Origin of the sequence: Bacillus siamensis (assembly GCF_051628075.1) — a bacterium.
GTDB lineage: Bacteria > Bacillota > Bacilli > Bacillales > Bacillaceae > Bacillus > Bacillus siamensis.
Map to the genome: position 1 here is coordinate 3,471,405 of NZ_CP155579.1, position 25,505 is coordinate 3,496,909.

27 protein-coding genes are annotated in these 25,505 nt (G+C 47.3%); 6 read left to right on the forward strand and 21 right to left on the reverse strand.

Annotated features, from left to right (window positions below; translation table 11 throughout):
- Positions 1-18: 18 nt before the first annotated feature.
- The 7 genes from ABDB98_RS17190 to ABDB98_RS17220 form a co-directional block, all read right to left on the reverse strand.
- Entirely contained in the window at positions 19-279 is a 261-nt protein-coding gene (locus ABDB98_RS17190; RefSeq protein WP_438420791.1) for a YwqI/YxiC family protein, read from the reverse strand.
- Positions 279-713, reverse strand: a complete 435-nt coding sequence (locus tag ABDB98_RS17195) for a DUF5082 domain-containing protein (protein ID WP_438420792.1) — start codon at positions 711-713, stop codon at positions 279-281. Before ABDB98_RS17195 ends, ABDB98_RS17190 begins: the two co-directional genes overlap by 1 nt.
- Before the next feature lie 306 nt (positions 714-1,019).
- On the reverse strand, positions 1,020-2,345 hold the full coding sequence (locus tag ABDB98_RS17200; RefSeq protein WP_438420793.1) for a UDP-glucose dehydrogenase family protein: 1,326 nt from the start codon (positions 2,343-2,345) through the stop codon (positions 1,020-1,022).
- Between the two features lie 198 nt (positions 2,346-2,543).
- Entirely contained in the window at positions 2,544-3,308 is a 765-nt protein-coding gene (locus tag ABDB98_RS17205) for a tyrosine-protein phosphatase (protein ID WP_438420794.1), read from the reverse strand.
- Positions 3,309-3,355: 47 nt separating this feature from the next.
- Positions 3,356-3,997, reverse strand: a complete 642-nt coding sequence (locus ABDB98_RS17210) for a CpsD/CapB family tyrosine-protein kinase (protein ID WP_342008063.1) — start codon at positions 3,995-3,997, stop codon at positions 3,356-3,358.
- 34 nt (positions 3,998-4,031) lie between these two features.
- Positions 4,032-4,778: a YveK family protein gene (locus ABDB98_RS17215; RefSeq protein ID WP_264819278.1), complete on the reverse strand. Its 747-nt coding sequence runs from the start codon at positions 4,776-4,778 to the stop codon at positions 4,032-4,034.
- A gap of 213 nt (positions 4,779-4,991) precedes the next feature.
- Positions 4,992-5,135 (reverse strand): hypothetical protein, encoded by a 144-nt coding sequence (locus ABDB98_RS17220; protein WP_014471134.1) that lies wholly within the window; start codon positions 5,133-5,135, stop codon positions 4,992-4,994.
- A gap of 203 nt (positions 5,136-5,338) precedes the next feature.
- Here ABDB98_RS17220 and ABDB98_RS17225 point away from each other — a divergent pair, with 203 nt between their 5' ends.
- Positions 5,339-6,949, forward strand: a complete 1,611-nt coding sequence (locus ABDB98_RS17225; RefSeq protein WP_438420795.1) for an SWIM zinc finger family protein — start codon at positions 5,339-5,341, stop codon at positions 6,947-6,949.
- Positions 6,936-9,710, forward strand: a complete 2,775-nt coding sequence (locus ABDB98_RS17230; RefSeq protein WP_438420796.1) for a DEAD/DEAH box helicase — start codon at positions 6,936-6,938, stop codon at positions 9,708-9,710. Before ABDB98_RS17225 ends, ABDB98_RS17230 begins: the two co-directional genes overlap by 14 nt.
- A 112-nt stretch (positions 9,711-9,822) precedes the next feature.
- Here the strand turns inward: ABDB98_RS17230 and ABDB98_RS17235 are convergent, their stop codons facing one another.
- The 4 genes from ABDB98_RS17235 to ABDB98_RS17250 all read right to left on the reverse strand — a co-directional run bounded on the left by ABDB98_RS17235 (position 9,823) and on the right by ABDB98_RS17250 (position 12,461).
- A complete protein-coding gene (locus ABDB98_RS17235; RefSeq protein WP_269774175.1) occupies positions 9,823-10,680 on the reverse strand; it encodes a Cof-type HAD-IIB family hydrolase in 858 nt (285 codons plus the stop codon).
- The gene (locus ABDB98_RS17240) at positions 10,677-11,459 is read right to left on the reverse strand and encodes a DeoR/GlpR family DNA-binding transcription regulator (protein ID WP_016937688.1); all 783 of its coding nucleotides are present in this window, start codon (positions 11,457-11,459) and stop codon (positions 10,677-10,679) included. Before ABDB98_RS17240 ends, ABDB98_RS17235 begins: the two co-directional genes overlap by 4 nt.
- Before the next feature lie 209 nt (positions 11,460-11,668).
- The gene (ssb, locus tag ABDB98_RS17245) at positions 11,669-12,010 is read right to left on the reverse strand and encodes a single-stranded DNA-binding protein (protein ID WP_045926379.1); all 342 of its coding nucleotides are present in this window, start codon (positions 12,008-12,010) and stop codon (positions 11,669-11,671) included.
- A 97-nt stretch (positions 12,011-12,107) separates the two neighbouring features.
- Positions 12,108-12,461: a hypothetical protein gene (locus ABDB98_RS17250; RefSeq protein WP_060964082.1), complete on the reverse strand. Its 354-nt coding sequence runs from the start codon at positions 12,459-12,461 to the stop codon at positions 12,108-12,110.
- 171 nt (positions 12,462-12,632) lie between these two features.
- Between ABDB98_RS17250 and ABDB98_RS17255 the strand changes: the two genes are divergently transcribed.
- A complete protein-coding gene (locus ABDB98_RS17255) occupies positions 12,633-13,043 on the forward strand; it encodes a YwpF-like family protein (protein WP_016937685.1) in 411 nt (136 codons plus the stop codon).
- A 45-nt stretch (positions 13,044-13,088) separates the two neighbouring features.
- Here ABDB98_RS17255 and mscL read toward each other — a convergent pair whose 3' ends face one another.
- Together mscL and fabZ are read right to left on the reverse strand one after the other, a co-directional pair.
- Positions 13,089-13,484 (reverse strand): large conductance mechanosensitive channel protein MscL, encoded by a 396-nt coding sequence (mscL, locus tag ABDB98_RS17260; protein WP_016937684.1) that lies wholly within the window; start codon positions 13,482-13,484, stop codon positions 13,089-13,091.
- Between the two features lie 56 nt (positions 13,485-13,540).
- A complete protein-coding gene (gene fabZ / locus ABDB98_RS17265) occupies positions 13,541-13,966 on the reverse strand; it encodes a 3-hydroxyacyl-ACP dehydratase FabZ (protein WP_003151242.1) in 426 nt (141 codons plus the stop codon).
- Between the two features lie 195 nt (positions 13,967-14,161).
- On the opposite strand from fabZ, the gene ABDB98_RS17270 reads away from it, so the two are divergent.
- Entirely contained in the window at positions 14,162-15,226 is a 1,065-nt protein-coding gene (locus tag ABDB98_RS17270) for a tetratricopeptide repeat protein (RefSeq protein ID WP_438420797.1), read from the forward strand.
- A gap of 17 nt (positions 15,227-15,243) precedes the next feature.
- Here the strand turns inward: ABDB98_RS17270 and ABDB98_RS17275 are convergent, their stop codons facing one another.
- The 4 genes from ABDB98_RS17275 to spoIIID all read right to left on the reverse strand — a co-directional run bounded on the left by ABDB98_RS17275 (position 15,244) and on the right by spoIIID (position 18,509).
- On the reverse strand, positions 15,244-16,065 hold the full coding sequence (locus ABDB98_RS17275; RefSeq protein ID WP_438422167.1) for a flagellar hook-basal body protein: 822 nt from the start codon (positions 16,063-16,065) through the stop codon (positions 15,244-15,246).
- A gap of 24 nt (positions 16,066-16,089) precedes the next feature.
- On the reverse strand, positions 16,090-16,887 hold the full coding sequence (locus tag ABDB98_RS17280) for a flagellar hook-basal body protein (protein WP_047475848.1): 798 nt from the start codon (positions 16,885-16,887) through the stop codon (positions 16,090-16,092).
- Positions 16,888-17,046: 159 nt separating this feature from the next.
- The gene (gene mbl / locus ABDB98_RS17285; protein ID WP_016937680.1) at positions 17,047-18,048 is read right to left on the reverse strand and encodes a cell shape-determining protein Mbl; all 1,002 of its coding nucleotides are present in this window, start codon (positions 18,046-18,048) and stop codon (positions 17,047-17,049) included.
- Between the two features lie 179 nt (positions 18,049-18,227).
- Complete coding sequence (spoIIID, locus tag ABDB98_RS17290; RefSeq protein WP_003151236.1) at positions 18,228-18,509, reverse strand: sporulation transcriptional regulator SpoIIID; 282 nt, start codon at positions 18,507-18,509, stop codon at positions 18,228-18,230.
- A gap of 331 nt (positions 18,510-18,840) precedes the next feature.
- Here spoIIID and ABDB98_RS17295 point away from each other — a divergent pair, with 331 nt between their 5' ends.
- Together ABDB98_RS17295 and ABDB98_RS17300 are read left to right on the forward strand one after the other, a co-directional pair.
- Positions 18,841-19,254 (forward strand): MarR family winged helix-turn-helix transcriptional regulator, encoded by a 414-nt coding sequence (locus ABDB98_RS17295; protein WP_438420798.1) that lies wholly within the window; start codon positions 18,841-18,843, stop codon positions 19,252-19,254.
- A 24-nt stretch (positions 19,255-19,278) separates the two neighbouring features.
- Complete coding sequence (locus ABDB98_RS17300; protein WP_045926376.1) at positions 19,279-20,475, forward strand: MFS transporter; 1,197 nt, start codon at positions 19,279-19,281, stop codon at positions 20,473-20,475.
- Between the two features lie 63 nt (positions 20,476-20,538).
- On the opposite strand, the gene ABDB98_RS17305 is transcribed toward ABDB98_RS17300, so the two are convergent.
- From ABDB98_RS17305 to ABDB98_RS17320, 4 genes are all read right to left on the reverse strand, one after another.
- Positions 20,539-21,689, reverse strand: a protein-coding gene (locus ABDB98_RS17305; RefSeq protein ID WP_438420799.1) for an IS3 family transposase whose coding sequence is annotated in 2 segments (ribosomal slippage) — positions 20,539-21,416 and positions 21,416-21,689 — 1,152 coding nt in all. Because the reading frame shifts where the segments join, the coding sequence is not laid out codon by codon here.
- Between the two features lie 110 nt (positions 21,690-21,799).
- Positions 21,800-23,254 (reverse strand): NCS1 family nucleobase:cation symporter-1, encoded by a 1,455-nt coding sequence (locus tag ABDB98_RS17310; protein WP_438420800.1) that lies wholly within the window; start codon positions 23,252-23,254, stop codon positions 21,800-21,802.
- Positions 23,255-23,419: 165 nt separating this feature from the next.
- Positions 23,420-24,784 carry an MFS transporter gene (locus ABDB98_RS17315; protein WP_438420801.1) on the reverse strand — a complete coding sequence of 455 codons (1,365 nt, stop codon included), beginning with the start codon at positions 24,782-24,784 and terminating at the stop codon, positions 23,420-23,422.
- Positions 24,781-25,347, reverse strand: a complete 567-nt coding sequence (locus ABDB98_RS17320; protein WP_438420802.1) for an isochorismatase family protein — start codon at positions 25,345-25,347, stop codon at positions 24,781-24,783. The genes ABDB98_RS17315 and ABDB98_RS17320 overlap by 4 nt, the downstream gene beginning before the upstream one ends.
- Positions 25,348-25,505: the final 158 nt, after the last annotated feature.

Genomic DNA, 25,505 nt, shown 5'->3' on the forward strand with positions numbered 1-25,505 from the left:
AGCAAGTCCTTTCTTTCGTTATTTTACGGCGATCGCCTCGTCCTGTTCTTTCAGGGAATCTACGTTGTCTTTTACGTCCGCGATGTTCTTATGAACGGCTTGCTTATATTCGCTGATCATGGATACAAGCTTTGCCTCGCGGGAGTGGTACTTGGAGGTATAGTCAAGCTTGTTTTTCCCGTTTGAACCCGCATTCCCGATCGAAACATCCTCCAGCGCGCTGCTGACGGATTCAAGCTGTTTCATGACGGCTCCGTATTTGAGTTTTATTTCTGTCATTAAAACCAACTCCAGCTTCTTTTGATTGATTGTATTTTGTCTCCCACGGCGTCAACGGCTTCTTCACCAAGCGTCAGCAGGTGCTCTGCTTCTCTGGCGATGCTTCTGGCGGCAAGGAGCCCTCCTTTTTCAATTTCAAGCTGTGTCATCTTTAAGCCGATCTGATAAATATACCCGTCGTATTTGTCTGTAACGATTCTGTATGCCTCTGTATGGGCCTGATCGCGCCGCTCATCAAATTCCTCAGCGAAAGTGCCGGTCCAATGATGATCCAGATGCGGTCTGAGGATGTCTTTGATTTCAGACATGCCCTCTTCCTGCAGAGATTCTATATCTCTCTTCGCTTCTTTTAATTTATCAATTTGGTGTTCGATCTCGCCCAGTTTATGGCTGATTGTGCTGTTAATATGGCTTAATGTGCTTGAATGGCTCATCTGTTTTCACCTCGTCTTACGCAAAAAGTCGTACAAAAAGCACAGACTTTTCCATACTATATTTCCATATATTATATTTTAAAATAGACAGAAAGCGGCTTAAATAGGTTAAACGGCTTATTTTCAACAGCCGAGGTGCTCTTCACCAAAGCCAAAAGACTCATGAAACCGGCACGTTCATTCACAGATCTCCTCTATATATCCATGATAAATTCCCTAAAAAAAGGAGCCGGTTATCAATAACCGTCTCCTTTGCCGTGTATCATCATTATAAATATGATAAAGGCCGGCGCGGACGCCGGCCTTTCAAGTGACAGAATCAGTCTGAGGCAGGACGGCTTTTCTTCCGATTGAGATATATTCCACGCCCGCCTGTTCCGCTTCTTTAAGCGAGTGGCAGTTTCTCCCGTCGAAAATAACCGGAGTTTCCATCAGCTCTTTGTAGGCTTCAAGCGGAAAATGCTTAATATCTTCCCAGTCTGTCAAAATCAGAACGGCATCCGCTCCCCTGACCGCTTCCTCTATAGACTCCCGATAGGAAACCCCGGCCGGAAGCAGCTCGGAAGCCCGGAACGAAGCGATCGGATCGTACGCTGTCATCCGGGCGTCAAGAGCCGCCAGACGATCCGCAATGACAATGGACGGCGCATCCCGCATATCATCGGTATTCGGCTTAAAAGACAGCCCTAATAACGCAATGGTTTTTCCCGTAACTCCGCCGAGCCTGTTCAGCACTTTATCAACCAGCATGGACTGCTGGTTATTGTTGACTTTAATGACGGACTTCAGCAATTCAAAATCATGCTCCACATGTCCCGCGATCTGCACGAGGGCATTTGTATCCTTCGGAAAGCAGGAACCCCCGTAGCCGATGCCGGCTCTTAAGAATTGATTGCCGATCCGTTTATCCAATCCCATTCCGTGTGCGACTGATTCCACATCCGCACCGACTTTTTCGCATATATTGGAAATTTCATTAATAAAACTGATCTTTGCCGCTAAAAAAGCGTTCGATGCATATTTGATCATCTCGGCGCTTCTGATATCCGTATGATAAACCGGAATGGCAAACGGCGCGAAAACCCGGTCAAGCGTTTCTCCCGTCTGCCGGTCTTCAGTTCCGATTACGATGCGGTCGCCGTGAAAGGTATCGTGAATCGCCGAACCTTCACGAAGAAATTCCGGATTTGAGGCGATTGAAATATTCACATCCGATTTCAGCCGTGAATAAATAACTTCGCTGATCCTGTCATTCGTTCCCACGGGAACCGTGCTTTTTGTCACGACGATCGCATCTTTAGAAATAGATTCGGCAATCCGTTCGGCGACATTTTCAATATAGGTAAGGTTTGCGTGTCCGTCTTCTTTTTGCGGCGTTCCGACCGCTATAAAAATAACCTCTGCTTCCGCAAGCCCTTTTTCGTAGCTCTTTTCAAAGGCCAGCCGATGCCGGCCGATATTTCGTTTCATCATATCTTCAAGGCCCGGTTCAAAGATAGGGGATATTCCCTTTCTCATCTGCTCAACCTTACGTTCGTCAATATCTATGCATGTTACGTCATGGCCGATTTCTGAAAGAGACACTCCTGTCACAAGACCGACGTAGCCTGTTCCGATCACTGTTATTTTCATCGTGTTCCCCCAACCGTTTAGAAATTGCTGCTGGGCAGCTTACCGTTATTAGCATATGATCCCGGCGCCGGCAGAATGCCGGAAGCCTGCGGTCATGATAGAAAAAACGGTGCCGGCCGCTGATTATAGCATAAGCATAAAAAGATCATCTTGCAAAACAGCCGCTTATGCTTCATTTAAACGGGATAGGGAAGTTGGTTAAAAAAGACCCCAGCGCTTACGGCGGGCCACAGGCAGCGGAGGTTCCTTATAAACGGCTTTGTTTTCAACGAGAAGCGCCGCGTTTTCCGTAAGCATGTAAATCAGCTCCGCCCCGGCTTCTTTTTTCAGAACGCCGAGCGCCTCCTGATAATAAAAATGTCTCGATCCGAGATTATGGGCGTCAGATGCGAGAAAGTGGATCAAATTCGCTTCAATAAGCTGCAGCGAAAAGCTCTTCGCTTTCCGCCCGAATGCTCCGGCAAGGCAGCCGGCCGTCACTTGGGCAGCAGCGCCTTTCTTTACGAGACTGTAAAGGACGGACGGGTTTTCGCGGATTTCTCTGTTCCGCTCCGGGTGGGCGATGACGGGGACATATCCCCTCAGCTGCAATTCATAAAATAGCCGTTCGGCGTAGGCCGGAACATGATCCGCCGGAAACTCCGCCAGCACATACTTTGTATCATGGAGCGGGATAAGCGGGCCGCTTTGAAGACCGGCCAGCAGATCTCCGTCTGTTCTGATTTCCTGGCCGGGCAGAACGGTGAGCGGAATGCCTTCCTTATTCAAACGTTTGTTTAACAGTCTGACCGCTTCTTTGACCGTATGCCGGTCCGTGTCATAGCGGTATTTCACGTGATGCGGCGTCGCAATGATCGTATCAATTCCCTGTCTGACCGCTTCTCTCGCCATCTCGAGGCTTTCTGTATCATCCGCCGCGCCGTCGTCTATGGAAGGAAGGATGTGACAATGGATATCTATCATATTTAATCCCTCCTTCTTAAAAAGAATGGACTGCGCCCATTATGACATTACTGTCCATAATAGGCGTAGTCCGAGTGTTTCGTTTGTTTTTTCCCGTTCATCACGGCCCCGAGGAGCTTGCACGGGCAATAATCGAGCGCTTCTTTCGCCTTGGCCGCTTTTTCCTTGTCCGTTTTCCCGCTTGAGATCACCATAATGGCCCCGTCAGTATAGCTGCCTAATATTTTCGTATCGGCTACGGCCAAAACGGGAGGCGTGTCCAAAATCACCTTATCATAAACAAGGGCTGCTTCTGACAGAAGATCTCTCATGGCCCCCGTCGATAAAAGCTCCGCCGGATTGGGCGGGATCGGCCCGCTCGTTAAAATATCGAGATTGGCTTCCTCAGCCCGCAGGACGGCTTTCTGAAACGGAATCTGTTGTAACAGCAGCGACGTTAAACCGGTTCCGTTATCCAATTTGAAGGTGAAATGAACCGTCGGTTTGCGCAGATCCGCATCAATTAAAAGTACTTTTTTCCCCTGCTGGGCAAATACGACGGCAAGATTGGCCGCGGTAGTCGACTTTCCTTCTTCCGGACCTGCGGATGTGATTAAAAGGGACTTCACCTCCGTATCGACGGAAGAAAATTCAATGTTTGTACGGATCGTCCGATATTGTTCCGAGTTGATAGACTTCGGCTCTGACATCGTAATCACGCTTCGTTTTGCCGGCTTGTCTTTTTTACGCGTCAACTTGTCCGCCTCCCGCTTGTTTGGTTTCTGCCATCCTCAAATTTTTGGCAACGCTGTCTTTTGCGCTGATTGAAGTAACCGTTCCCAAGATCGGGATGCCGAGCAGCGATTCAAGCTGTTCCTCCGATTTGATCGTATTATCCAGATGTTCCAGCAAAAAGGCGAGACCGATTCCGCCCAAAAGTCCGGCCGCAAACGCGATCGCGATGTTCAGCTTACGGTTAGGCTCTGCCGGTGACTGGCTGTCCGCCGCTTCGGCCTTTGAAAGAATGCTGACATTATCCACATTCATGATGGCCGTGATCTTGTCCTGAAAAACGGCTGCAACCGTATTTGCCATAACGGCCGCCCGCTTTGCATCCGTATCCCGCACGGCGATCGTCACGACTTGTGAATCCTGCTCGCTGGATACCGTGATTTTTGATTCCAGCTCTTTCGAAGTCATGGACAGATTCAGCTCTTTAATCACCTCATCGAGGATAACCGGGCTTTTGATGATGACATTATACGTGTTGATTAATTGGAGGTTGGTTTGAACGTCATTGAATTGGACTTCTTTTTGATTGTTTTTAGATTGACTGACCAAAATTTGTGTTGAATTTTCATAGACCGGCGTAAGAGCGAAGAAACTGATGAGTCCGCCTGCGGCAGATGCCGCCGCGGTGATAATAAGTATAAACAGCAGACGCTTTCTCAGTATTGCGAATATTTCTTTTATGCTTGCGGATTCTCCCATATAACCTCCATATCACTTTCCGTGTATTCCTATTCCCTCCAATAACTTTTCCAATTACGATTATACAGCTTTGAACTGTCATTTCTAACCTTTTCAAATGACAATATTCGACAAAAATACACAAACACTTCTATTCAGTTTATTTTTGTAAGCGTTTTAAATACTGGTATCGCGGAAGATTAAAAAATCCCGCGGTCAAGAGCCCGCGGGACTTTATGTTGCATATCCATTTTTAATATGAGAAATCAAATTCTCAAGCATTTCTTTTGTGGTCATCTCAGAGGACTGCTCACCGATGTCGTGCGCATGCATTAAAATCTTCAGAAACTCCTCTTGATCTAACTTCGTTTTCTTCATCATTCGTTTCCTTTCGGCTTCCATTAAATTGAAAACAAGATTATTATATGCTGTCGGGTGCTGTTTTGCAATCTCTAATACATCATTCGACACACTCGGGTTTTTATGTCCTTTTTTAGGAAAAACTTTTTCCGGACCATGTGTTGCGATATAATAGAGGAATTGGAATCTTTTTATTTTGTGACTCGTTAGGAGCGATAATCATGCTTCAGGATATGATTGCTAAAGAAGATGTGCTCGCAGCGGCTGAACAGCTTAAAGAACTTCTTCCTTACAATGAAGACAATGTTCAGCTGATGAAGAAAGCACTCATTTTATATCGGCAGGATTCCGTCTATCGTATACAGGTTCAAACCCCGACAGAGATTTCCGCGTATGTGCAGGATGTTGTGCCTGTAAGGGTCACGCTGAACTTATTTTTCATGGTGAAAAGCGGCTGCGCATGCCCGTCTGAGGCGATCTGCCGCCATGTGCTGGCCGTTTTTCTTTACGTATATGCCCAATTTGAACGGGTCGGTTCCTTTACCGAGCATTGGCTGGAAAGAGAAAAGCTTGAGGAAAGCAGGGAGCTTGTCCGCCGGCAGTTTCAGGAAAAAGTGCTGCCGAATGAAGAGTCGCTGTCAAGCTGGCTCGCTTTTTTTGATTCGGAATTCTCGCTGTGGGAGGCGCGGACGCCGGCCGGAAGCCAGACGATGCAGGGGCTTTATTACGGCTACTTGTCAGCGCTCAAAAAACATGCCCCGAAAAAACCCGAGCTCAAAAGCTTATATCAGATTCACTCGGCGCTTGCCGTCTGGCTTCACATGTTTACTTTGATTGAGTCTGGCAGACTGGATGCCGAAAAAGATTATTACAGCATCAACCCATACGTCGAACAGCTGATGGATACGATTTACTCCTCCATTGACCGACTGAAAACGTATGCCCTGTCTTTCTCGCTTGATCCCTTTTTGGACCGGACGCCTCCGGTGATCCGCAGGCTTCTGCTGAAAGAGGAGCTTTTTCAATACGAACGCCTTCGGGTATTCGGCGAAGTTTGGAGCGCGCTTTTGAACCGGCCGAAATGGGTCGCGCGTGAACAGGAGATTCTCGCACAGGAAAGCGGACGCCGTTTTTCGCCGGAAGTACGGTTCGGCCGGCTTCATTTGGCCTTTTTGCAAAAAGATGATGCAGCGGTCTTTGAAGATATTTCACGCTTCCCTTCCGAAGCGCTGCCTTATACCTTTCAATGGCTCAGTGAGCTCACCGCGAAAAAAGACTGGAAACGGCTGAAAACATGGTACGGTCAGATCGAACCTCTTGCCGTGAACTACACGAAACTTGATAAGCCGTTTAAAGAAATGCGCGATATTATCGGAGAACTGTTTGTGCTGCTGGCGGATTATGCGCGGCACTCACGGGATGATCAGCTGTTTGAACGGTTTGCCTCCGGCTGCCTTCCCTATACCTTTACAGAATACAGCCAGTATCTGTACGAAAAACGGCGGTATGCGGAGTGGGTGGAGATTCACAGCCTCGTCGGTTTTTCCGTCTGGGAAATCGAAAAGGACATTTTGAAGGAAATTGCCGCCAATGATCCGGAAGCGCTCATCCCCTCCTATCACCGGGCGGCGGCCTTTTTTATCGACCAAAAAAACCGCAGCGCCTATAAAGAGGCTGCGCGCCATCTGAAAAAACTGCGGACGCTTTATAAAAAGGCAAAAAAACAGCAGGTTTGGGAGCGGTATATCAGCCAGCTGAGCGCAAGCTACAAAAGGCTGCGCGCCCTTCAAGAAGAATTGCAGAAAGGAAAGTTGATTGATGGCGAGTCTTAAGGAAATTTTCATTCATGTAGAACAAATGGAAGATTGGACATTTACGCTGTCAAGCCATGACGAGAAAGAACAGCCGCTTACGCTCAGTCAGATGAAGACTCATCTGTTCCAATGGCATGAGTCCACCTTTTACGGAACGTTTCTTGAAGACGTCAGCTTCATCGGCACCCCGGCCGTTCTGCTCAGCCCGTGGATGACCGTCGAGCTGCTCGGAAAAAACTCGTTCAATTCATTCAGCACCGTTCAGCTGACAAAGGAAACGGAACCATTAATCGAAGCGGCTTCGACGATATACGAATTTATAGCCGACGGCGATTTTCTTCCGGATTATGAGGCTTGGCAAAACGGCGTCCTGCGCTTCAAAGACCGCGAGCTTTTGCTGGAAGGCTTTACGGCTGACTGGTTCTCGGCCGCGATTCAGGACTACATTCAGTACAATGATGACCTGCGGGAAAAATGGAAGCAGATCGAAACCCGTTCGCCGGCCGTTCATACGTTTAAAGGCTCATTTTTGGACGAAGATGATTTTCTCGAGGGAATCGGCTGGAATGATGATCTGACGCCGTTTACCGTCGGGCTGCGATTAAACGAGCCTGATTTTGACGGTGACGACTGGAAAATCGAAATGTTTTTACGCGAGAAAAAAACCGGAGCCATCACCTTTTTCGACGGACTGAAGGGGCTGAAAAAAGCGTGGCAGGCATACAGCGGAAAAATCGCGCGTGAACAGGACCGCTTCCGCCGAACGGTTCCCTGGCTTTCATTTGATTCGGGAACGACGCTCATTTCTGAAGAAGAAGCTTGGATCTTCTTATCGGAAGCGAGTGAGACGCTTGTCGATATGGGTGTGGAGATTCTTCTTCCATCGTGGTGGCAGATTGTCCGGGAAAGCAATATGATGCTCAAAGCAAAAGTGTCATCCTCCCCGCGGGGCGAGTCCTTTGTCGGCATGAACGCCCTGCTTGATTTCAACTGGAGATTCGCCACAAACGGAATTGAGCTGACAGAGGATGAATTCAATGAGCTTGTCGCAAACAACAGACGTCTCGTCAACATCCGCGGACAATGGGTGAAAATTGATCCGCAATTTATTAAACAGATGAAAAAACTGATGGAAAAAGCGGAATCTGAGGGTCTCCACATGTCCGACGTGCTGGCGCGCGAACTGATGGATCACGGGGAAAACGGAGCAGAGGACACGGACATCATTGACTCATCGGCATTTGCCGGGATCAAGATCGAATTATCAAAGCAGCTCAGAAGCCTGATCCGCAAACTGACGGATGCCCGGGATCTGCCGGAGCATGAAGTCAGCGCCGCGTTTCAGGGCCAGCTCCGCCCTTATCAGGTGTACGGCATGAACTGGCTTCTCTTCCTGCGGGAAAACGGCTTCGGCGCCTGTCTCGCAGATGATATGGGACTTGGAAAGACGATTCAGATGATCGCTTATTTTCTTCATGTGCAGGAAAGCGGCCGGCAAAAAGCGCCTGCCTTAATCATTGCGCCGACATCGGTGCTCGGCAACTGGCAGCGTGAGCTCCAGACCTTCGCGCCGCAGCTGAAGGCCGTGCTTCATTACGGACCCCGTCGGCCGAAGGAGGAAGCATTTATCCCGGCCTATCAAGGCGCAGATGTCGTTCTTACTTCTTACGGCCTCTCGCACGCCGATCAGGAAGAGCTTTCTTCCGTGACATGGAGCACCATCTGCCTTGATGAAGCGCAAAATATTAAAAACGCGCATACGAAGCAGTCCCGCGCGATCAGAAAGCTGAAAGGCGTCCATCATATCGCGCTGAGCGGAACACCGATGGAAAACCGCCTGACAGAGCTTTGGTCGATCTTTGATTTTATGAACAAAGGCTACCTCGGCAGCCTGACCGGCTTTCATAAACGCTATGTGCTGCCGATTGAAAAAGACCGTGACGAAAAAAGAATCAACCAGCTACAGCAGTTAATCCGGCCGTTTTTACTGCGCCGGACAAAACGGGATGAAGAAGTGGCGCTTAATCTCCCTGACAAGCTGGAACAAAAAGAGTTTATCCCGCTCTCGGCCGAACAGGCCTCCCTTTATGAGCAGCTTGTCAAAGATACATTTGAACATATGGCTTCTCTGACCGGCATGCAGCGGAAAGCGCTGATTTTGAGCATGCTCGGCCGCTTGAAGCAAATCTGTGACCATCCTGCGCTCTATTTGAAGGAAGAACAGACAGAGCTGTTAAACGGGAGATCCGTCAAACTGGAAAAGCTGCTTGACTTAATGGCGGCGATCCGCGGACAAGGGGAAAGCTGCCTCATTTTCACCCAATACATTCAGATGGGCAACATGATGAAGCGCCTCCTGGAAAAAACATTCGGAGAGCCTGTTCAGTTTTTAAACGGAAGCTTGTCCAAGCAGGAACGCGATTCCCTTGTAGAACGGTTCCAGAAGAAAGAATACCCGACGCTGATTTTGTCACTGAAAGCGGGCGGAACCGGCCTGAACCTGACGGCTGCCAATCACGTCATTCACTATGACAGATGGTGGAATCCGGCGGTGGAAAACCAGGCGACCGACCGCGCCTACCGAATCGGCCAGGAGCGGTTCGTCCACGTGCACAAATTAATTACGACGGGAACGATTGAAGAAAAAATTGATGCCATGCTCGAAACGAAGCAAACGCTGAACGATCAGATTATCCAAAGTGAAAGTTGGATTACCGAGCTGTCGTCCGATGAGCTTGAAGAATTATTCACCCTCAGCGCATCGGCGCAATCACATTAAACGCAAAAAGGCCGGCTCTCTCGGAAGAGCCGGTCTTTTATGCCGTCCTTACTGTTACGCCGCATTTGCCATGAATGCGTCACGCCAGTCGTGAACAGTATCGCCAAACCTTTTAAAGTAAATTCCTGATCATATGCGCAACGCCGTTTTGATCATTTGTCAATGTAACAGCGTCAGCGATCTCTTTAATGTCTTCTCTCGCATTTCCCATCGCTATGCCTTTTCCGGCCGCCTGAAGCATTGAGTAATCATTTAAGCTGTCACCGACCGCTGCGGTTTCAGCCATCGGAATGCCGAGCTTTTGTGCCAGCCGTTTAAGCGCCTGCCCTTTAGAAGCATGTCGCGACGACAGTTCAAAATTGTGATCGGCAGAGCTGACAAGGGTGAGGTCTTTCTGATCGCTGAATCGGTCCCAGCCCGCTTTCAGCTTCCGCTCATCAAACGAAAACCCGAGAATGTTGTAAAAATCCAGACGTTCATCTTTCTCAAAGAGCTCACGGTATGATTGAATGTAAGCAAAGCCTGACTGGCTGTATTGCACAGAAGCCGCCTGCTCCAAAATAGAAAGGTCGGTTTCCGGATTGGCGCTTTTTACCCGATCCATTTCGATCTCGAGCAGCTCCCTGCCGGTTTCAGGCGTATAGATGGCTTTGTTTGTAAACACCTCATAGTAATATTGATTCTCTTCAAGCCAGGACAAAATCCCCCGGGCCCTTGTTTCTTCAATCGCATCACAATGGTACAGGCTGCCGTCAGGAGCATGAATGGCGGCTCCGTTTGCACTGATAATCCAAGTTTTTATGCCGAGCGGTTCGAATATGGAGTGCACGTCAAAATGCGCGCGTCCCGTGGACACCACGATTTCAATTCCCGCTTGCCGGGCTTCCCTTAAAGCCCGCTCGTTTTCATCGCTTACTTGATGACTGCTGTTCAGCAGTGTGCCGTCCAGATCTATGGCAATCAGTTTCACATGTCCTCATCCTCTTCTTCAGAATCAGTTACAAGCAATTCTACGCCGTGCCGGTCGAGCAGATCACAAAAATCCTGATCAGGCAGCCGATCGGTGATCAGCAGGTCAACCTCGTGCAGGTCTGCATATTGATAAAAACTCGTACGGCCAAGCTTGGAATGATCGCTCAGCGCAATCACCTGTTCAGCCTGTCGGATCATTTTACGCTTGACCATGCCGTCTTCTTCATGCGGTATCGTCAGACCGTTTTCCGAGATGCCGACAACGCCGATCAGCACCTTATCGGCGTGATAATCCCCCAGTTTTTCCACCACAGAAGCGCCGTATAAAAACCGGTGTTCCTTTTGCAGCTTTCCGCCGAGCAGATGAATGTCAATTCCCTCTTTTGCAGAGAGGATATCGGCCTGATTGATCGAATTTGTAATAACAGTGCAGCCGGTGACATTTAAATGTTCGGCGCAGGCCTGCACGGTTGTGGAGGTATCCAGGATGATCCGGTCTCCTTTATGGATCAGGGAGGCGGCCAGTCTGCCGATTTTGTTTTTCTCTTCAGAAACGGTTTTCAGCCGGCCGGAATAGCCAGGCACTTCCTGATGCACAGACGGCAGAATCGCGCCGCCCCGTGTTCTGATAATGGCTCCGCGCTCTTTCAGCTTGACAAGGTCCCGTCTTGCGGTGTCTCTTGAAATATGAAGCAGCGAACATATCTGTTCAGCGGTGATCCGCCGATGCTGTTTCAAATATTCCATTATCGCAATCAGTCTTTCTTCTTGATACACGTCCTCATTCCTTTTTTCGTCACTTATCTGTAAGTAATTATAAGTTTTTATCTTAAAACATTCAATTATTTTAAGTGTTTATAAGCAAAATCACTTCTTTTTAACCATTTTTTAGATCCCGAACCAAAAAACCAGTCTTTCGACTGGCGTATAGGAAGGGGGTATTGCGGGGCCCGCCAAAAGGCGGGAAAAAGAGGAAAAAAAGCATGTTATTCAGCCAGCGGCTCTTTCCGTTTTTGATCCATAAACCGAACGGTATCAGCCATGACCTCGGTCACATAAACTTTTACGCCGTCTGTCTTTTCATAGCTTCTCGTCTGGATTCTGCCGCTCACACCGACCAATGACCCTTTTTGGCAGTACAATGCCGTGTTTTCAGCGCTTTTTCTCCAAATGGTGCAGTTGACAAAGTCAGTCCCGGTTTCACCTGACGCGCTTTTAAAATTGCGGCTGACAGCCAAGGTAATATGAGCCACGGCAATGCCCGCTGATGTAAAACGGAGCTCCGGGTCTTTCGTCAGCCGGCCGACAAGCATCACGTGGTTAAACAAGCCGTATCCTCCTCTCTTTTTCGAGGGTGGCTTCATTGTAGTACAAGAGCTCCAGAAAGCAAAAAGCGGAAAAAACCGTTATCCGTTTATGCCTCTCTTATGATTTCGCTTTTCTTTCAGATAAAAAAAACTTTTTCTTTTGACCGCTTATGTAATATGTATTTTTGAGCAGCCGCGAGAAAAGTTTCGTTTTAAGCCAGTTTTTCTCAAACATCCTGACGAACTTTCCGCCGTCCCATGCGAACCAGTAAAAACTCAGCTTTTTATCAGTCAGCGAAAGCTGAATTTTATACTGTTCCATGCGGTCTTTTGTTTCATACAAAAAGACGACATTCCCTCTTCTGTTAAGATGCACCTCGCACTCTTCCTTTTTGGATACTAAGTAGGAATGATCGTCTTCCCGCCTTAAGCCGTCTTCTATATAAATTTCCTTCAGGCGCAATTGATTCATAAGCATCTCTCCATGACTATATTCTTTTACATTATAATGAAAAAATAGAAATGATTAAATGTTGATCGCCTACAAAAATGATGAAGCATGTCTTACAGCATTTTCCCGGAAAAAGTGATATGTGTTATAATAAATGAACGAAAAACATGGACAACAGGGGTGAAAATAGAGATGAAAACCTTTAAACTGGTTGATCTGAATGTGGAACGTTTAGATAAAGACGATCGGCCGATTGAACAGTTTCCCCTTTTAGACGGATTGATTATCAATAAAGAAGACGGTGAAAACCATTGGTTAATTGAAGCTCTGGTGCCGGCCGAACACTTTTCTTTTTTTGATATGCTGATGAAAAGCCAGAAAGAAGCGAAGGTGTTTGTAACGATTACGAAAAAAAGCAACCGTCCCGCCCAGCTGACGGGAAGCATCAAAAATATCGTCGAGCTGGAAAAGAGTATACAAGTTTTAATTTACGGTCAAATGGTGTCAAGAAATCACCCCGGATCAGAAAGCATTCTGGAGTCGCTCGTGAAAGAAGGATACTCAGGCAGCCGGCTGATTGAAGCGTTCAAACAAAAATTATAATCATGAAAAAGGCCGGACGTTAATCATCCAGCCTTTTTTTATGCCCTAGTCATTGTGATGCGCCCGCTGTTTCAGCAGATCTCTGATTTCAGTCAGCAGTTCTGTCTGCTGATCTGTTTCTTCGGCTTCTTCCGCTTCTTCTTCAGCTTCTTTTTTACGTCTCAGCTTGCCTATTGTGCGAATCACGATAAAAATAGAAAATGAAATAATGAAGAAGTTCACAATCGTTTGTATAAAGCTTCCGTACTTGATATGGGCGTCGCCGAATGTCACCGCCAGTCCTGAAAAATCAAGGCCGCCAAGCAGAAGACCGACAAGCGGCATAATGATATCTTCAACGAGTGACGTCACGATTTTCCCGAAAGCGCCGCCGATGACAACACCGATTGCCAGATCCATGATATTGCCCTTCATCGCAAAGCTTTTAAATTCTGACCACATTACATTCACCCCTTTCTACACGAAATGGGCTTTTTTATAAGCCCATTTGTTTATTTTTATTCTCCGAGTGCAAAGGTTAATTCGGCTTCACACACGAGCTCGCCGTCAACTTTGGCAACGCCTTTTCCGCGTCCGATCGTACCGCGTGCACGTGTAATGTCCACTTCAAGCTCCAGCTTGTCACCCGGTTTTACCTGCTTTTTGAAACGGCAGTTATCAATCCCAGCAAAAAACGCGAGTCTGCCCCTGTTTTCTTCTTTAATCAGCATCGCCACAGCTCCGACCTGCGCCAAAGCCTCTACGATTAATACGCCCGGCATAACAGGGTATTCAGGAAAATGGCCGTTAAAAAAATCTTCATTCGCCGTCACATTTTTATATCCCGCCGCCCGTTTTCCTTCTTCGACTTCCGTAATTCTGTCTACCAGAAGAAACGGATAGCGATGGGGAATAATTTCTTTAATTTGCTGAGTATCAAGCATTCTCTTGACATCTCCTTCATCGACAATAGTATGTATAGAAGGTATAAGTGGTAACCAATCTGTACATTTGGAAGTATATTATGAATCAATTTCTTTTTCAACCGCGCTATAAACTGTAACCAGCTGGCAATGAGCCTCGTCCATTAATGTGTTATGATAAATAAAGATTTTTACCCTATGCAAAGAGGTTGGAAGATGATTGCTAAGTTTACTGAAAAACGTACGCTGGGGATGCTGAATGAGTGGTATGACGCCATGGGAAAACGCCAATTCGATCTAGCCCGTTCCCTTCACGAACAAATCAATCAGCATCTCCCCAAATTACAAAAGAATGCAAAGCTCAATCTCAGATATCAGCTGTTTTTTGCACGGTTTCAGCTGCTGTTTGAGAAAAAAGACGGCTTGAATAAACTGTTCTGTGAGCTGAAGCGGCGCAAAGATGAGATGGATCAAGAATTAACTTATTATTTCTATTTTTTCAAAGGGTTATTCCATATGGTGAACGGCACTCCAAACCGGGCTGTCTGCCGCTTTAAAGAAGCCGAACAGTACCTGCCGGCCATCCAGAACCGTATTGAAGCCGCTGAATTTTATTATAAAACAGCGGGTGCTTATTACATGATGAAGTCGCCTCCGCTTTCCATTCAATATGTCAACAAAGCGCTGAAGATCTATCAGAATGAATTCGGCTACATCAAAAAAACGCTCAGCTGCCAGCTGCTTCTCGCCGTAAATTACATAGACGAGGCACGCTATGAAGACGCTGAACAGCTCTTCAATGAATCCATAAAAATAACAGACCGCATCAATGACAATAACCTGCTGTGCCATGCTTATTACAATTTTGGTTTTTTAAAGACCGCTCAGAAAAAAGATAAAGAGGCGCTTCCTTTTTACAAAAAGGTATTGGGCAATCAGCGCTTTGAAAAGGAGTCTCCCGTTTCCTACCTTCATTGTGTATACGAAGCGGTCAGAGCACTTTTTAAAACCGGATGCTCCGCCGAAGGACAAACCGTGCTGCAGAAAGGATTATACATAGCTGACAAAGTGCAGAACAACATCATGAAACTGAAGCTGGCCGCGCTCAAAACACTGTATACCTCTCAGGAAGATCCGTACGACCGATTGCAGAAGCTCGTGCTGGAGCTGCAGAAAATTGAAGCGTGGGTGGATTTGGAAGTGCTGCTTCAGGATATTACGGATTACTACAAAAAAAAGGGCGATTTTGAGAAAGCCGCATTTTTCATCATGCGCGGCTGATCAAAACGCCCCTTCTTTTATCTGACTGAGTTGATTAAGCCCAGCATTTGGTCTCCCAATGTAATCGTGCGGCTGTTCAGCTGGTAAGAACGCTGCGACACGATTAAGTCGGTCATTTCCTTAGACATATCGACATTTGAATTTTCAAGCGCCCCCTGCTCCATACCGATCTCCTGCCGGTTTGCGCCGGTCAGCTCTTCAATCGCTGAAGCTCCCGCACCGTTTACGGAAAACAGATTATCCCCTTCCGCATGAAGCGCCTGAGGGTTATTGACATTGACGATGCCGAGATTAAACGTCTGAGAACGGGTCCCTGTCTGGTCTGAAGCTGTCAGGGTTCCGGTTTTGCTGATTTTCAGCTTAGTCAGCGAGCTGTCAATTTGGATGGGCTGACCGTTCTCATCGAGGATGGGATTGCCTCCCGCCGTCATCAGCTGCAGAACCCGGTTATTTCCGCCGGCCGGCTTGAGGGTGAGTGAGCCGTCCCTTGTATACACCCGCCGTCCGTCCGCTTCTGCCTGGAGATATTGATATGGTGATGTGAACGCGATATCAAGGTCACGGTCGGTTTTTTTGATGCTTCCCTGCCCTGAATCCAGCTGCGGCGTCATCATCGCTCCGGCGCCGAGACGCAGGCCGGGCGGTGTTTTCCGCATGTTCGGCGAATTTTCCTTTTTATCATCTATTTGATCATACTGCTGCCTGATCAGCTCGGAAAAGCGGGAGTCCCTCGCTTTATAGCCTGTCGTATCACTGTTTGAAAGGTTGCTGCTGACTGTATCCATCTGCTGCTGAAGCTGGTTTAAGGCTGTTGAAGCCGTCAGCATTGATCTGAGCATCATAATTGAACGTCCCCCATTTTATTACACTTTGCCGATTTCATTTGCGGCTTTATCCATGCTTTTATCGTAAGCCTGAATGACTTTCTGATTGGCTTCAAATGATCTGTATGCTTCCGTCATTTCTGTATACGTGCTTGTCACGTCCACGTTTGAAAGCTCCGAGACGCCTTGTTTTAAGGTATACGAGACTTGGGGATTCGCCGCCGCACTCGGCAGTTCAGAGCCGTCGGCCGTGCTGTATAGGTCATTGCCGTCCCGTTTCAGATTGCGCACGTCTTCTTCCATTCTGATGTCAATCTGTCCCGCCGGCCGGCCGTTTGTTGTGACCGTGCCGTTTTCTGATACGGTGAATTTTTCATTGTCGACTGTAATCGGCTGTCCGTTTGTTGATAAAACAAGATTTCCGTTTATCGTAAGCTGATTGTTTTCATTTAATGAGAAAGTGCTGCTTTTTGAGTAGCGGACGCCGCCCGCAGTCTGAACCGGATAAAACAGCTCAGCGTTTTCATTCGTTTCGGCATTCTTGGGAACTTGATTCTCCATAAGCGCGATATCCGTCGGCTGATCGGTCGTTTTCAGGCTTCCCTGCGTGAACAATGGTTTCAGCTCCTGCATGTACACGCCTGTGTTGACGGAACCGATTTTCGTTTTTTTGTCGCCTTCTATTCGGCTCAAAAGCATTTCGGGAAAGGCGCGGATTGAACCTTGATCCTCTTTGTACCCTGATGTATTCGCGTTTGCGATATTATTTGACAGCATTTCCGTTCTTCTCTGCTGTGTAATCATTGCGGACGTTGCGGTATATAATCCTTTTAACAAGTCTTCCACCTCTGAAATAGCATGATTTCCAGTTGCCTAACCGGAACATTTGTTCTATAATGAAGATCAGCATTTTTTCTTATTATCGGATTTACATTCCCTTTCGTGAAGGGTTTTACAGAAAAAACCTCATTCTTTTTCAAGAATGAGGTTTTATGATCAGCTCAGTTTGCGTTTTGGAAGCTTGTCCATGTTATCAAGCATGACGCCGGTTCCGACCGCCACACAATCCATCGGATTCTCAGCGACAAGAACAGGCACCTTCAGTTCTTCGGCAAGAAGCTGGTCAAGTCCGTTTAAAAGCGCTCCCCCGCCGGTAATGATGACGCCGCGGTCGATGATATCAGCGGACAATTCAGGCGGTGTTCTTTCAAGAACCTGCTTGGCGGCCTGCACAATGACGGCAACTGATTCACGAAGGGCTTCTTCCACTTCTTTGCTGTTTACTGTAATCGTTCTCGGCAGACCGGAAACCATGTCACGGCCGCGAATGGTGATTTCTTCATGACGTGCGTCTGGGAAAACCGTTGCGACCTTCACCTTAATATCTTCAGCGGTACGCTCACCGATCAGCAGCTTGTACTCGCGTTTGATATAATTTAAGATTTCCATGTCAAACTTGTCCCCAGCCATCTTAATAGAAGAGGAGGTGACAATATCGCCCATAGAAATAACTGCGATATCCGTCGTACCGCCTCCGATGTCAACAACCATGTTACCGCTCGGCTGGAAGATTTCCATACCTGCGCCGATAGCGGCAACTTTCGGTTCTTCTTCAAGGTACACATGCTTTCCGCCGCTTTTTTCAGCGGCTTCTTTAATCGCTTTTTGCTCAACGGACGTAATATTCGTCGGGCAGCAGATCAGCATACGCGGTTTTGAGAAAAGTCCTTTTACATTCAGTTTATTAATGAAGTGTTTCAGCATGGCTTCTGTTACTTCGAAGTCTGCGATTACGCCGTCTTTCAGCGGACGGATCGCAACAATGTTCCCAGGTGTACGTCCAACCATTCGTCTGGCTTCTTCGCCGACCGCCAGCACTTTGCCGCTGTTTTTATCAAGCGCCACAACGGACGGCTCATTCAGAACAATTCCTTTTCCTTTTACATGGATCAGTACATTTGCAGTACCGAGGTCAATTCCAATATCCCTTGCAAACATCTATTTATATCCTCCTTGATATCTGTTTCACAGTAAAATATCCACATTGTGCCCTAATTATATATATTATCATAATTTATCAAAAAAAAGCTGCTGAACGAGATAAGTTCTTGACAAAATTTTGCGGATATTCGCGAAACCGCCCGGAGGAAAAAAAGGGAGCCGGCAGACGTCAGACGCTACGGCTGCTGAACGGGCTCCCCTTCTAGGATTTCATCTTTTTTGTACTTTAATTTTGTCGCCTCTCCTCCTCTTAAATGTCTGATGGATTTATGATAATCGAGTATTTCTTTTACTTCATTCGCCAAGTCAGGATTGATTTCAGGCAGGCGCTCTGTCAGATCTTTGTGTACGGTACTTTTGGAAACACCAAACTCTTTCGCAATGACACGAACGGTTTTTTTCGTCTCCACGATATACTTGCCAATCTTGATTGTTCGCTCTTTGATGTAATCGTGCACACCACTCGACCTCCCCAGTTGGATGTGAGAAGTGTGAAATGAGATCCGTATTCTGTAACAGATTCACTGATGATGCAGCTTCTTTGTTGTCCGATTATATAAGAAGGTTTTTGAAATATGCCCACGATCCCTCACCTCAAACACTCTCTTTGATAGGTTTGTAACAGTGTATTAGCAATGAATTGGGAATATGCTAAAAACTCAATAAGGACAAGGGACGGATCGCAATTTTCTGCTTTTTGAACGGGGGCTTTACATCCGCGCGATCCTGCTGTAGAATGAAACAGCGCAATTAGTTACTTAGGTAAGTTTTTTGAAAAGGAGAAAGGAAATGATCCCCGTCAACAGACGCCTCATTCATCAAATCAATCAATGCGCCCGCCTGATTACGAAGAAAGCCAATGAGCGGCTGGAACCATTCGGCCTGTACTCCTCTCAATGGTCAATCCTATATTGCTTGAAAACGATCGGACCGATGACCCAAAAAGAAATCTGGTCCTATATGAATGTGGAGGCGCCGACCGTTACCAGAACGATCAAACGCCTTGAAGAAAACGGCTGGATTCAGCGGGAACAGGGAGAAGACAAGCGGGAAAAGCTCGTCGTCTTGACGAAGGAAGCTGAATTGAAATATGACTGCATCAATCAAGAGATGCTGAAGTTCGAGGAAGACATGCTTGCGGATTTCCAGGATGGAGATAAGGAAGCTTTTTCTGAGTTTCTGAATGTGTTTTTAACGAAATAAAAAAGAAAGGGAAGTGCTGTACTTTTGAGTAAATCTGACTCGATCTGGACCAAAGATTTTATTATGGTCGTACTCGTGAATTTATTTGTCTTTGTGTTCTTTTATACATTTTTGGCCGTGCTGCCTATTTATATGATTCAGGAGCTTGGCGGCAGTGAATCGCAAGGAGGGCTTTTGATCAGCCTGTTCCTGTTATCTGCTATTATTACCCGTCCTTTTTCAGGGTCGATTATTGAACGGTTCGGCAAGAAAAGAATGACGATTGTATCTCTGGCGCTGTTCGCCCTGTCTTCTTATCTGTATTTGCCGATACACAATTTCTATCTGCTGCTCGGACTGCGTTTTTTCCAAGGCATCTGGTTCAGCATTTTAACGACGGTCACGGGCGCAATTGCCGCTGACCTTATTCCCGCCAAGCGGCGCGGCGAGGGACTCGGTTATTTCGCGATGTCTATGAACCTTGCCATGGCGATCGGTCCGTTTCTCGGGCTGAGCCTTGTGAAAGTCATTTCATTCCCGGTTTTCTTTACGATTTTTGCCGTGTTTGTTTCTTTAGGCTTGTTAATTGCTTTCATGATTCGCGTGCCGGATCAAAACAACAGCGGAACGACTGTCTTCCGTTTTTCTTTCTCCGACATGTTTGAAAAAGGCGCGCTTAAAATCGCGATTGTCGGGTTGTCCATTTCTTTCTGTTATTCAAGTGTGACTTCATATTTATCCGTTTATGCAAAGACGATCCATCTGTTGGATGTCAGCGGCTATTTCTTCGTCTGTTTCGCCGTGACGATGATGGCCGCCCGTCCTTTCACAGGAAAGCTGTTTGATAAAATCGGGCCGGGAATCGTCATCTACCCGTCGATTATCGTGTTTTCCGCAGGGCTTTGCATGCTGGCGATGACAAACAGCGCCCTCATGCTTCTCTTATCCGGCGCCGTCATCGGTCTCGGCTACGGCTCTATCGTACCGTGTATGCAGACTTTGGCGATTCAAAACTCGCCCGGACACCGTTCAGGCTTCGCAACGGCTACCTTCTTCACTTTCTTTGACAGCGGGATTGCCGGCGGGTCCTATGTATTCGGCCTCTTCGTCGCTTCGGCCGGATTCCATTCGATTTATCTGGCAGCGGGGCTGTTTGTCCTGATTGCTTTACTTCTGTATGGCTGGAGCCAGAAAAAAAGAACGCCGCTTGAAGCGGACGGAAACGTTTCAATCGCAGATTGATATGACAAAAAGCCGGGGGGCAGGGGACTGACCCCCGTTTTTGAGACAGGGATCAAAACACCTTTAAGCAGCCAGCTGTCGGTATGTGACCGGCGGCTGGTTGTTTAGTTTCGTTTGAATACGAATGTTGTTATAATAGTGTATATAGGTTTCGACAGTTTGTTCTACGATGGTCGTCGTAGTGCTTTCCAACCTGTCGAGGTAGAACGTTTCAGACTTTAGTGAGGAATGAAACGATTCGATGGAGGCATTATCAGCGGGCGTCCCTTTGCGGGACATGCTCATGGTAATGCCTTTTGTTTTAACAGCTTTCTGATACTCATAAGATGTATAAACAGAACCTTGGTCACTATGTAACACGCAGTTCTCTGGCAGTGCAGGCAGCTGATCAAGTGTGTGTAAGACAAAGTCTGTGTCCTGTCTATCGCCAATCGTAAAAGCAATCACTTCTCCATTGTATAAATCCAATATACTGGAAAGATACAATTGTTTCTGCCCATAAGGCAAATATGTGATATCCGTTACTAGCTTTTCCAGAGGGCGATCAGACTGAAAGTTTCGATCCAATATATTCTCGGCCACGGCATATGGCTGCCCATTCTTCTTGCGCTTTTTCACCTTAACCCGGCATTGCCACTGATTCTTCTGCATAATGCGCTGAACCGTTTTATGATTCATACGCATTTCCTTTTTTAATATGGCTGTGATTTTCCGATAGCCATATCGATACTTGTGTTCTCGGCACAACGTGCCGATTTGTTTTTCTAAATGGTATTTAGGGTTATCTTTCATCAGATTCTTCTTCCAACGATAATAAGATGCTCGTGAGATACCTAAATGAATACAGATATCCTTTATGGTCATTGTGCCGCGCAATGCTTCTACAAGCTCGACTGGCGTTTCGCTATCAGCTTCCTTTCCAATTCGTTGTACTTTTTTAACACTTCATTCTGTTGTCTCAGATAACAATTTTCTGCCTGCAGTTTCTCTAATTCGGAAGAATACTCTGGACCTTTTCCATAAGAATATTGCTTTCCGACGGGTTGTTCGAATCGATGTGTATCCCCAGCTTTATACCACCTGACCCATGTCTGAATCTGCGTCTTATTCTTTATATTCAATTCCTGCATGATCTCCTTCACAGGCACGCCCGCCAATCTCATTTCTACAGTCTTCTGTTTGACTTCAACCGGATAACTCACTCTTGTCCTCATAGAAAAACACCTCCAAGTCTAATTTCGGATAACAACGATCCGTTTTCAAACTTGAAGGTGTTTTTTGTTTGTCTCATATTATGGGGTCAGTCCCCAGCCCCCGGCTTTTTTTATTCTGCCGCTCTTTCCCGCACCATTTGTCCCGCCGCTTTCGCATAAGGCGGATGGAAATACATAAGCGCCGTATAACCGAGACATGACACAATCACACCCGCGAACCAGGAAATATCGTAGATGCCGGCGAACGCCGGGACGTACATCCCGATTAAGGAAATAAACGCGCCGAGAAAGGTCGCGGCAAAGGCCCGGTAATTATAGCCTTTGTAATAAGTGTACTGTCCGTTTTCCGAATAAAGGTCTTCAACTGAAAGCTGTCTTTTTCTGATGAGAAAATAATCAGCCATCATGACCCCGGCTACCGGTCCGAGCATCCCGCCGATGAGTCCGAGAAACGCATATACATTCGTGGCGCTCTCCATCAGCTTCCACGGTATTGTGAACAGGGCCAGAACGGCGGTCAAATACCCTCCCCTTCTGAACGTAATATATTTCGGCAGGGCATTCGCCAAGTCATAGGCCGGTGACACGATGTTTGCCGCCACGTTAACCGAGACGGCGGCGATGCAGAGGGTGATGACTGAAAGAGCGATAACGAAAGGATTATCAAACCGGGCCAAAATCTCAACTACATCCCAAATCGGTTTCCCGAATGCCGCCTGTGATCCGGATGTCACTGTAATGCTCGCAAACGCAAACAGGGCAAACGTTCCCGGCAGGCCGTAAAACTGGCCGCGAATCTGTTCTTTTTGCGACGCGGCGAACCGGGTGAAGTCAGGAATATTCAGAATCAATGTCGCCCATATTCCGATAATGCCCGTCACCCCGGCTGCAAACGGCCAAAACGTTTCAGAAAAGGTATGAAATTTTCCAGGCTGTGAGTAAATCGGGCCGAGCCCGCCGGCAATATCTATCGCCCACCAGACCATGCCGCCGAAGACGAGATAAACAAGCGGGCCCGCCCATACTTCAAATTTTTTGATTGATTCCATGCCGTGCCGCAGCACAAGCAGATGAATGCCCCAAAAGAAAATAAACGACAGAAAGCCCGGCAGATGAAGTCCGAGTATATTCCAATCTCCGCCGAGGCTTCCCCAGCCCGGCCATATGTTCAGCAGCAGAATGTTTAAAGCCGTGCTCCCGGCAAATGTTTGAATTCCGAGCCACATAATGGCCGTAAACGCCCTGAGAAGCGCCGGAATGTTTGCGCCGTATATTCCGTAAGAAGCCCTGATGATGACCGGAAAGGGAAGCCCGTATTTCGTTCCGGCATGCCCGTTTAAGGCGAGAGCGGCGAATAAAATGAGTGATGCTGTCACGATAATGGCGAGCACCTGCCACGGAGAAAGGCCGATCGCAATGAGCCCGCCTACCGTCGCATAGGTCGGGATGTTATGAATGCAGCCCATCCAGATAGATGCAAAATTCACCGCTTTCCATGTCCGTTCTCCTTCTTCTAAAGGCAGTAAATCTTTGTTGCTGAGCCGATCATTCGTTGGTTTTTTCATCTTCACCCTCCTGTATGTACGGTTTCCTCACATATCATGTTAAAGAATATAACTGAAAATTCCGTAAATAACATTGGGCGCTATCGACAATTTTCGTTTTGATTTTTGAGCACATTGCACATAAAAAAAGAGACGGGGAGTACCCGTCTCTTTTTGATGCGGCTGTTAAGAGGCCTTTTTGAGAAGAACTGAAAACCGGAACGCCATCAAAAGGCTTACGGCGCCGACAATGATAAGAATCGTGCCGAGCATATGAAAATGGCCTGCGGTTATTTCTTTTCCGAAAAGAATGCCCAAAATGACGGAGGATAAGATCGAACCGAGATACCGGCAGGTCTGAAACAGGCCGGACGTTGTTCCGACCATGTCGGCTGGACTTGTTTTCAGCATGGCCGCCTGAAACGTCACATTGCCGAAGCCGTAACCGACACCCAGCACAGACAGAATCAGCCCTTTTCCTATCATAGGCACCTGAAGGAAGAAGAACGTTAACAGCACCGCCCCGATCGCAGTCAGGCAGGTTCCGGCAACAATCGGCTGAAGAACCCCTTTCTTATCTATCCATTTGCCGGTCAAAGGCGACACCAGTATGCTCATGCCCGACATAAACAGCATAATCATTCCGCTTGTCTGAACGGACAAATGCATTTCATCCTGAAAATAGCTCGGAAGCCCGAAAAAGATGCAGTAAAAGAATATATTCAGCAGAATAAATTGAATATACACCGACGATAGTTTCCGATGCGTTTTAAACAGCCTGACATCAATAAACGGCTTCTCTGTTTTCAGCTCGCGCCAGATAAACAGCCCGACAAACAAAAGCCCGAATACGCCTTCTGTATAATGGGGCTTCGTACTGAAGGACAATAAAAACGATAAGAGAAGTATAATCGCCCCGGCAAACAGGAGTATCCCGATCGTATCAAGCTGGCGGAGCACGGCTTTCAAGCCGCCGATCTCGCGTTTTTCATCTTTCGGAAACATATACATCCCGAGAAAAAAGCTGAGAATGATAAACGGCAGATTGACGAAAAATATTGCCGGCCACCCTCCCCAAACGATCAAAAAACCGCCGAGTGTCGGACCGAGCGCCGTCATAGCTGAGGCAAAGATCGACAGGACGGCAAGCGCCGATGCCTGCTTCTCCTGTATATTCGAACGGATCAATCCGACACCGGACGGATATATCGCGCTGCTTCCGATCGATTGAAACAATCTCATCATTAACAACGTCATGAAAGTCGGCGCAAACGGCGCGCCGACGGCTGAAACGGCAACAAGCAGAAGCCCGATCAAAAACAGCTTCTTCCTGCCGAGCATATCACCGAGCTTTCCGGTAACAGGCTGCGCCACCGCACTGGCCAGATAAAAGGACGATATCAGCCAGGACACCGTTGTAAACGACAGGTGAAATTCATGCTGAATACTGTGAAGCGCAAGAGAAATCATCGACGAGTTCAATGGGTTCAGCATCGTCCCCGAAGCCACGGCTGTTAAAAACAGAACGCGGCTTTTTTTGGAGATTGTCATTTGGTCTCTTCGATGAACTCTTCCGTCGTCCGGCTTCTGCCGATTTTCGGGAAGATAAACTTGAGTGTCGCTTCATGCTGTTCATCGCTGAACGTCGCCATCGCGTCAGTTATGAAAACTTGCTGATACCCGAGCTGAAAAGCTTCCCGCGCCGTGCTTTCCACACCGATGTTTGTCGCAATCCCGCATAATACAATCGTGTCGATTCCCCGTCTTCTGAGCTGAAGATCCAGATCAGTGCCGAAAAACGCGCCCCACTGCCGCTTTGTCACCGTATAATCATCTTCTTTCACTCCGATTTCAGGCACAAATTCAGCCCAATCCGCCGCCGGAGCCGAATGGCCCGCCGCCCCTTCATCCGTCAGCGGCTTCAGCGCATCAGCCCAATCATGAAAATCAACGTTCACAAAGCTGATAAAACCGCCTTTTTCCCGGAACACATCAATTAATTTTTTCGCGTTCGGCACAACCGCCCCGCTTTTATCCATCGGCACAATGCCTTTTTGTAAATCAATAAGGACCAAAGCCGTTTTTTCAAATTGCAGATTCAATGATGTTGTCATATTCAATTCCTCCTGATGCAGTTAGTGTTTCTCACCCCGATTATTTTACTCTTTCCCGGACAGGATTTCTTCTTCCGTGCTCCGATGCTCTTTTTATGGATATAAAGACACATGACGTTCATTTGAAAAGCGACATGATGAACGCAAAAAACCATGTC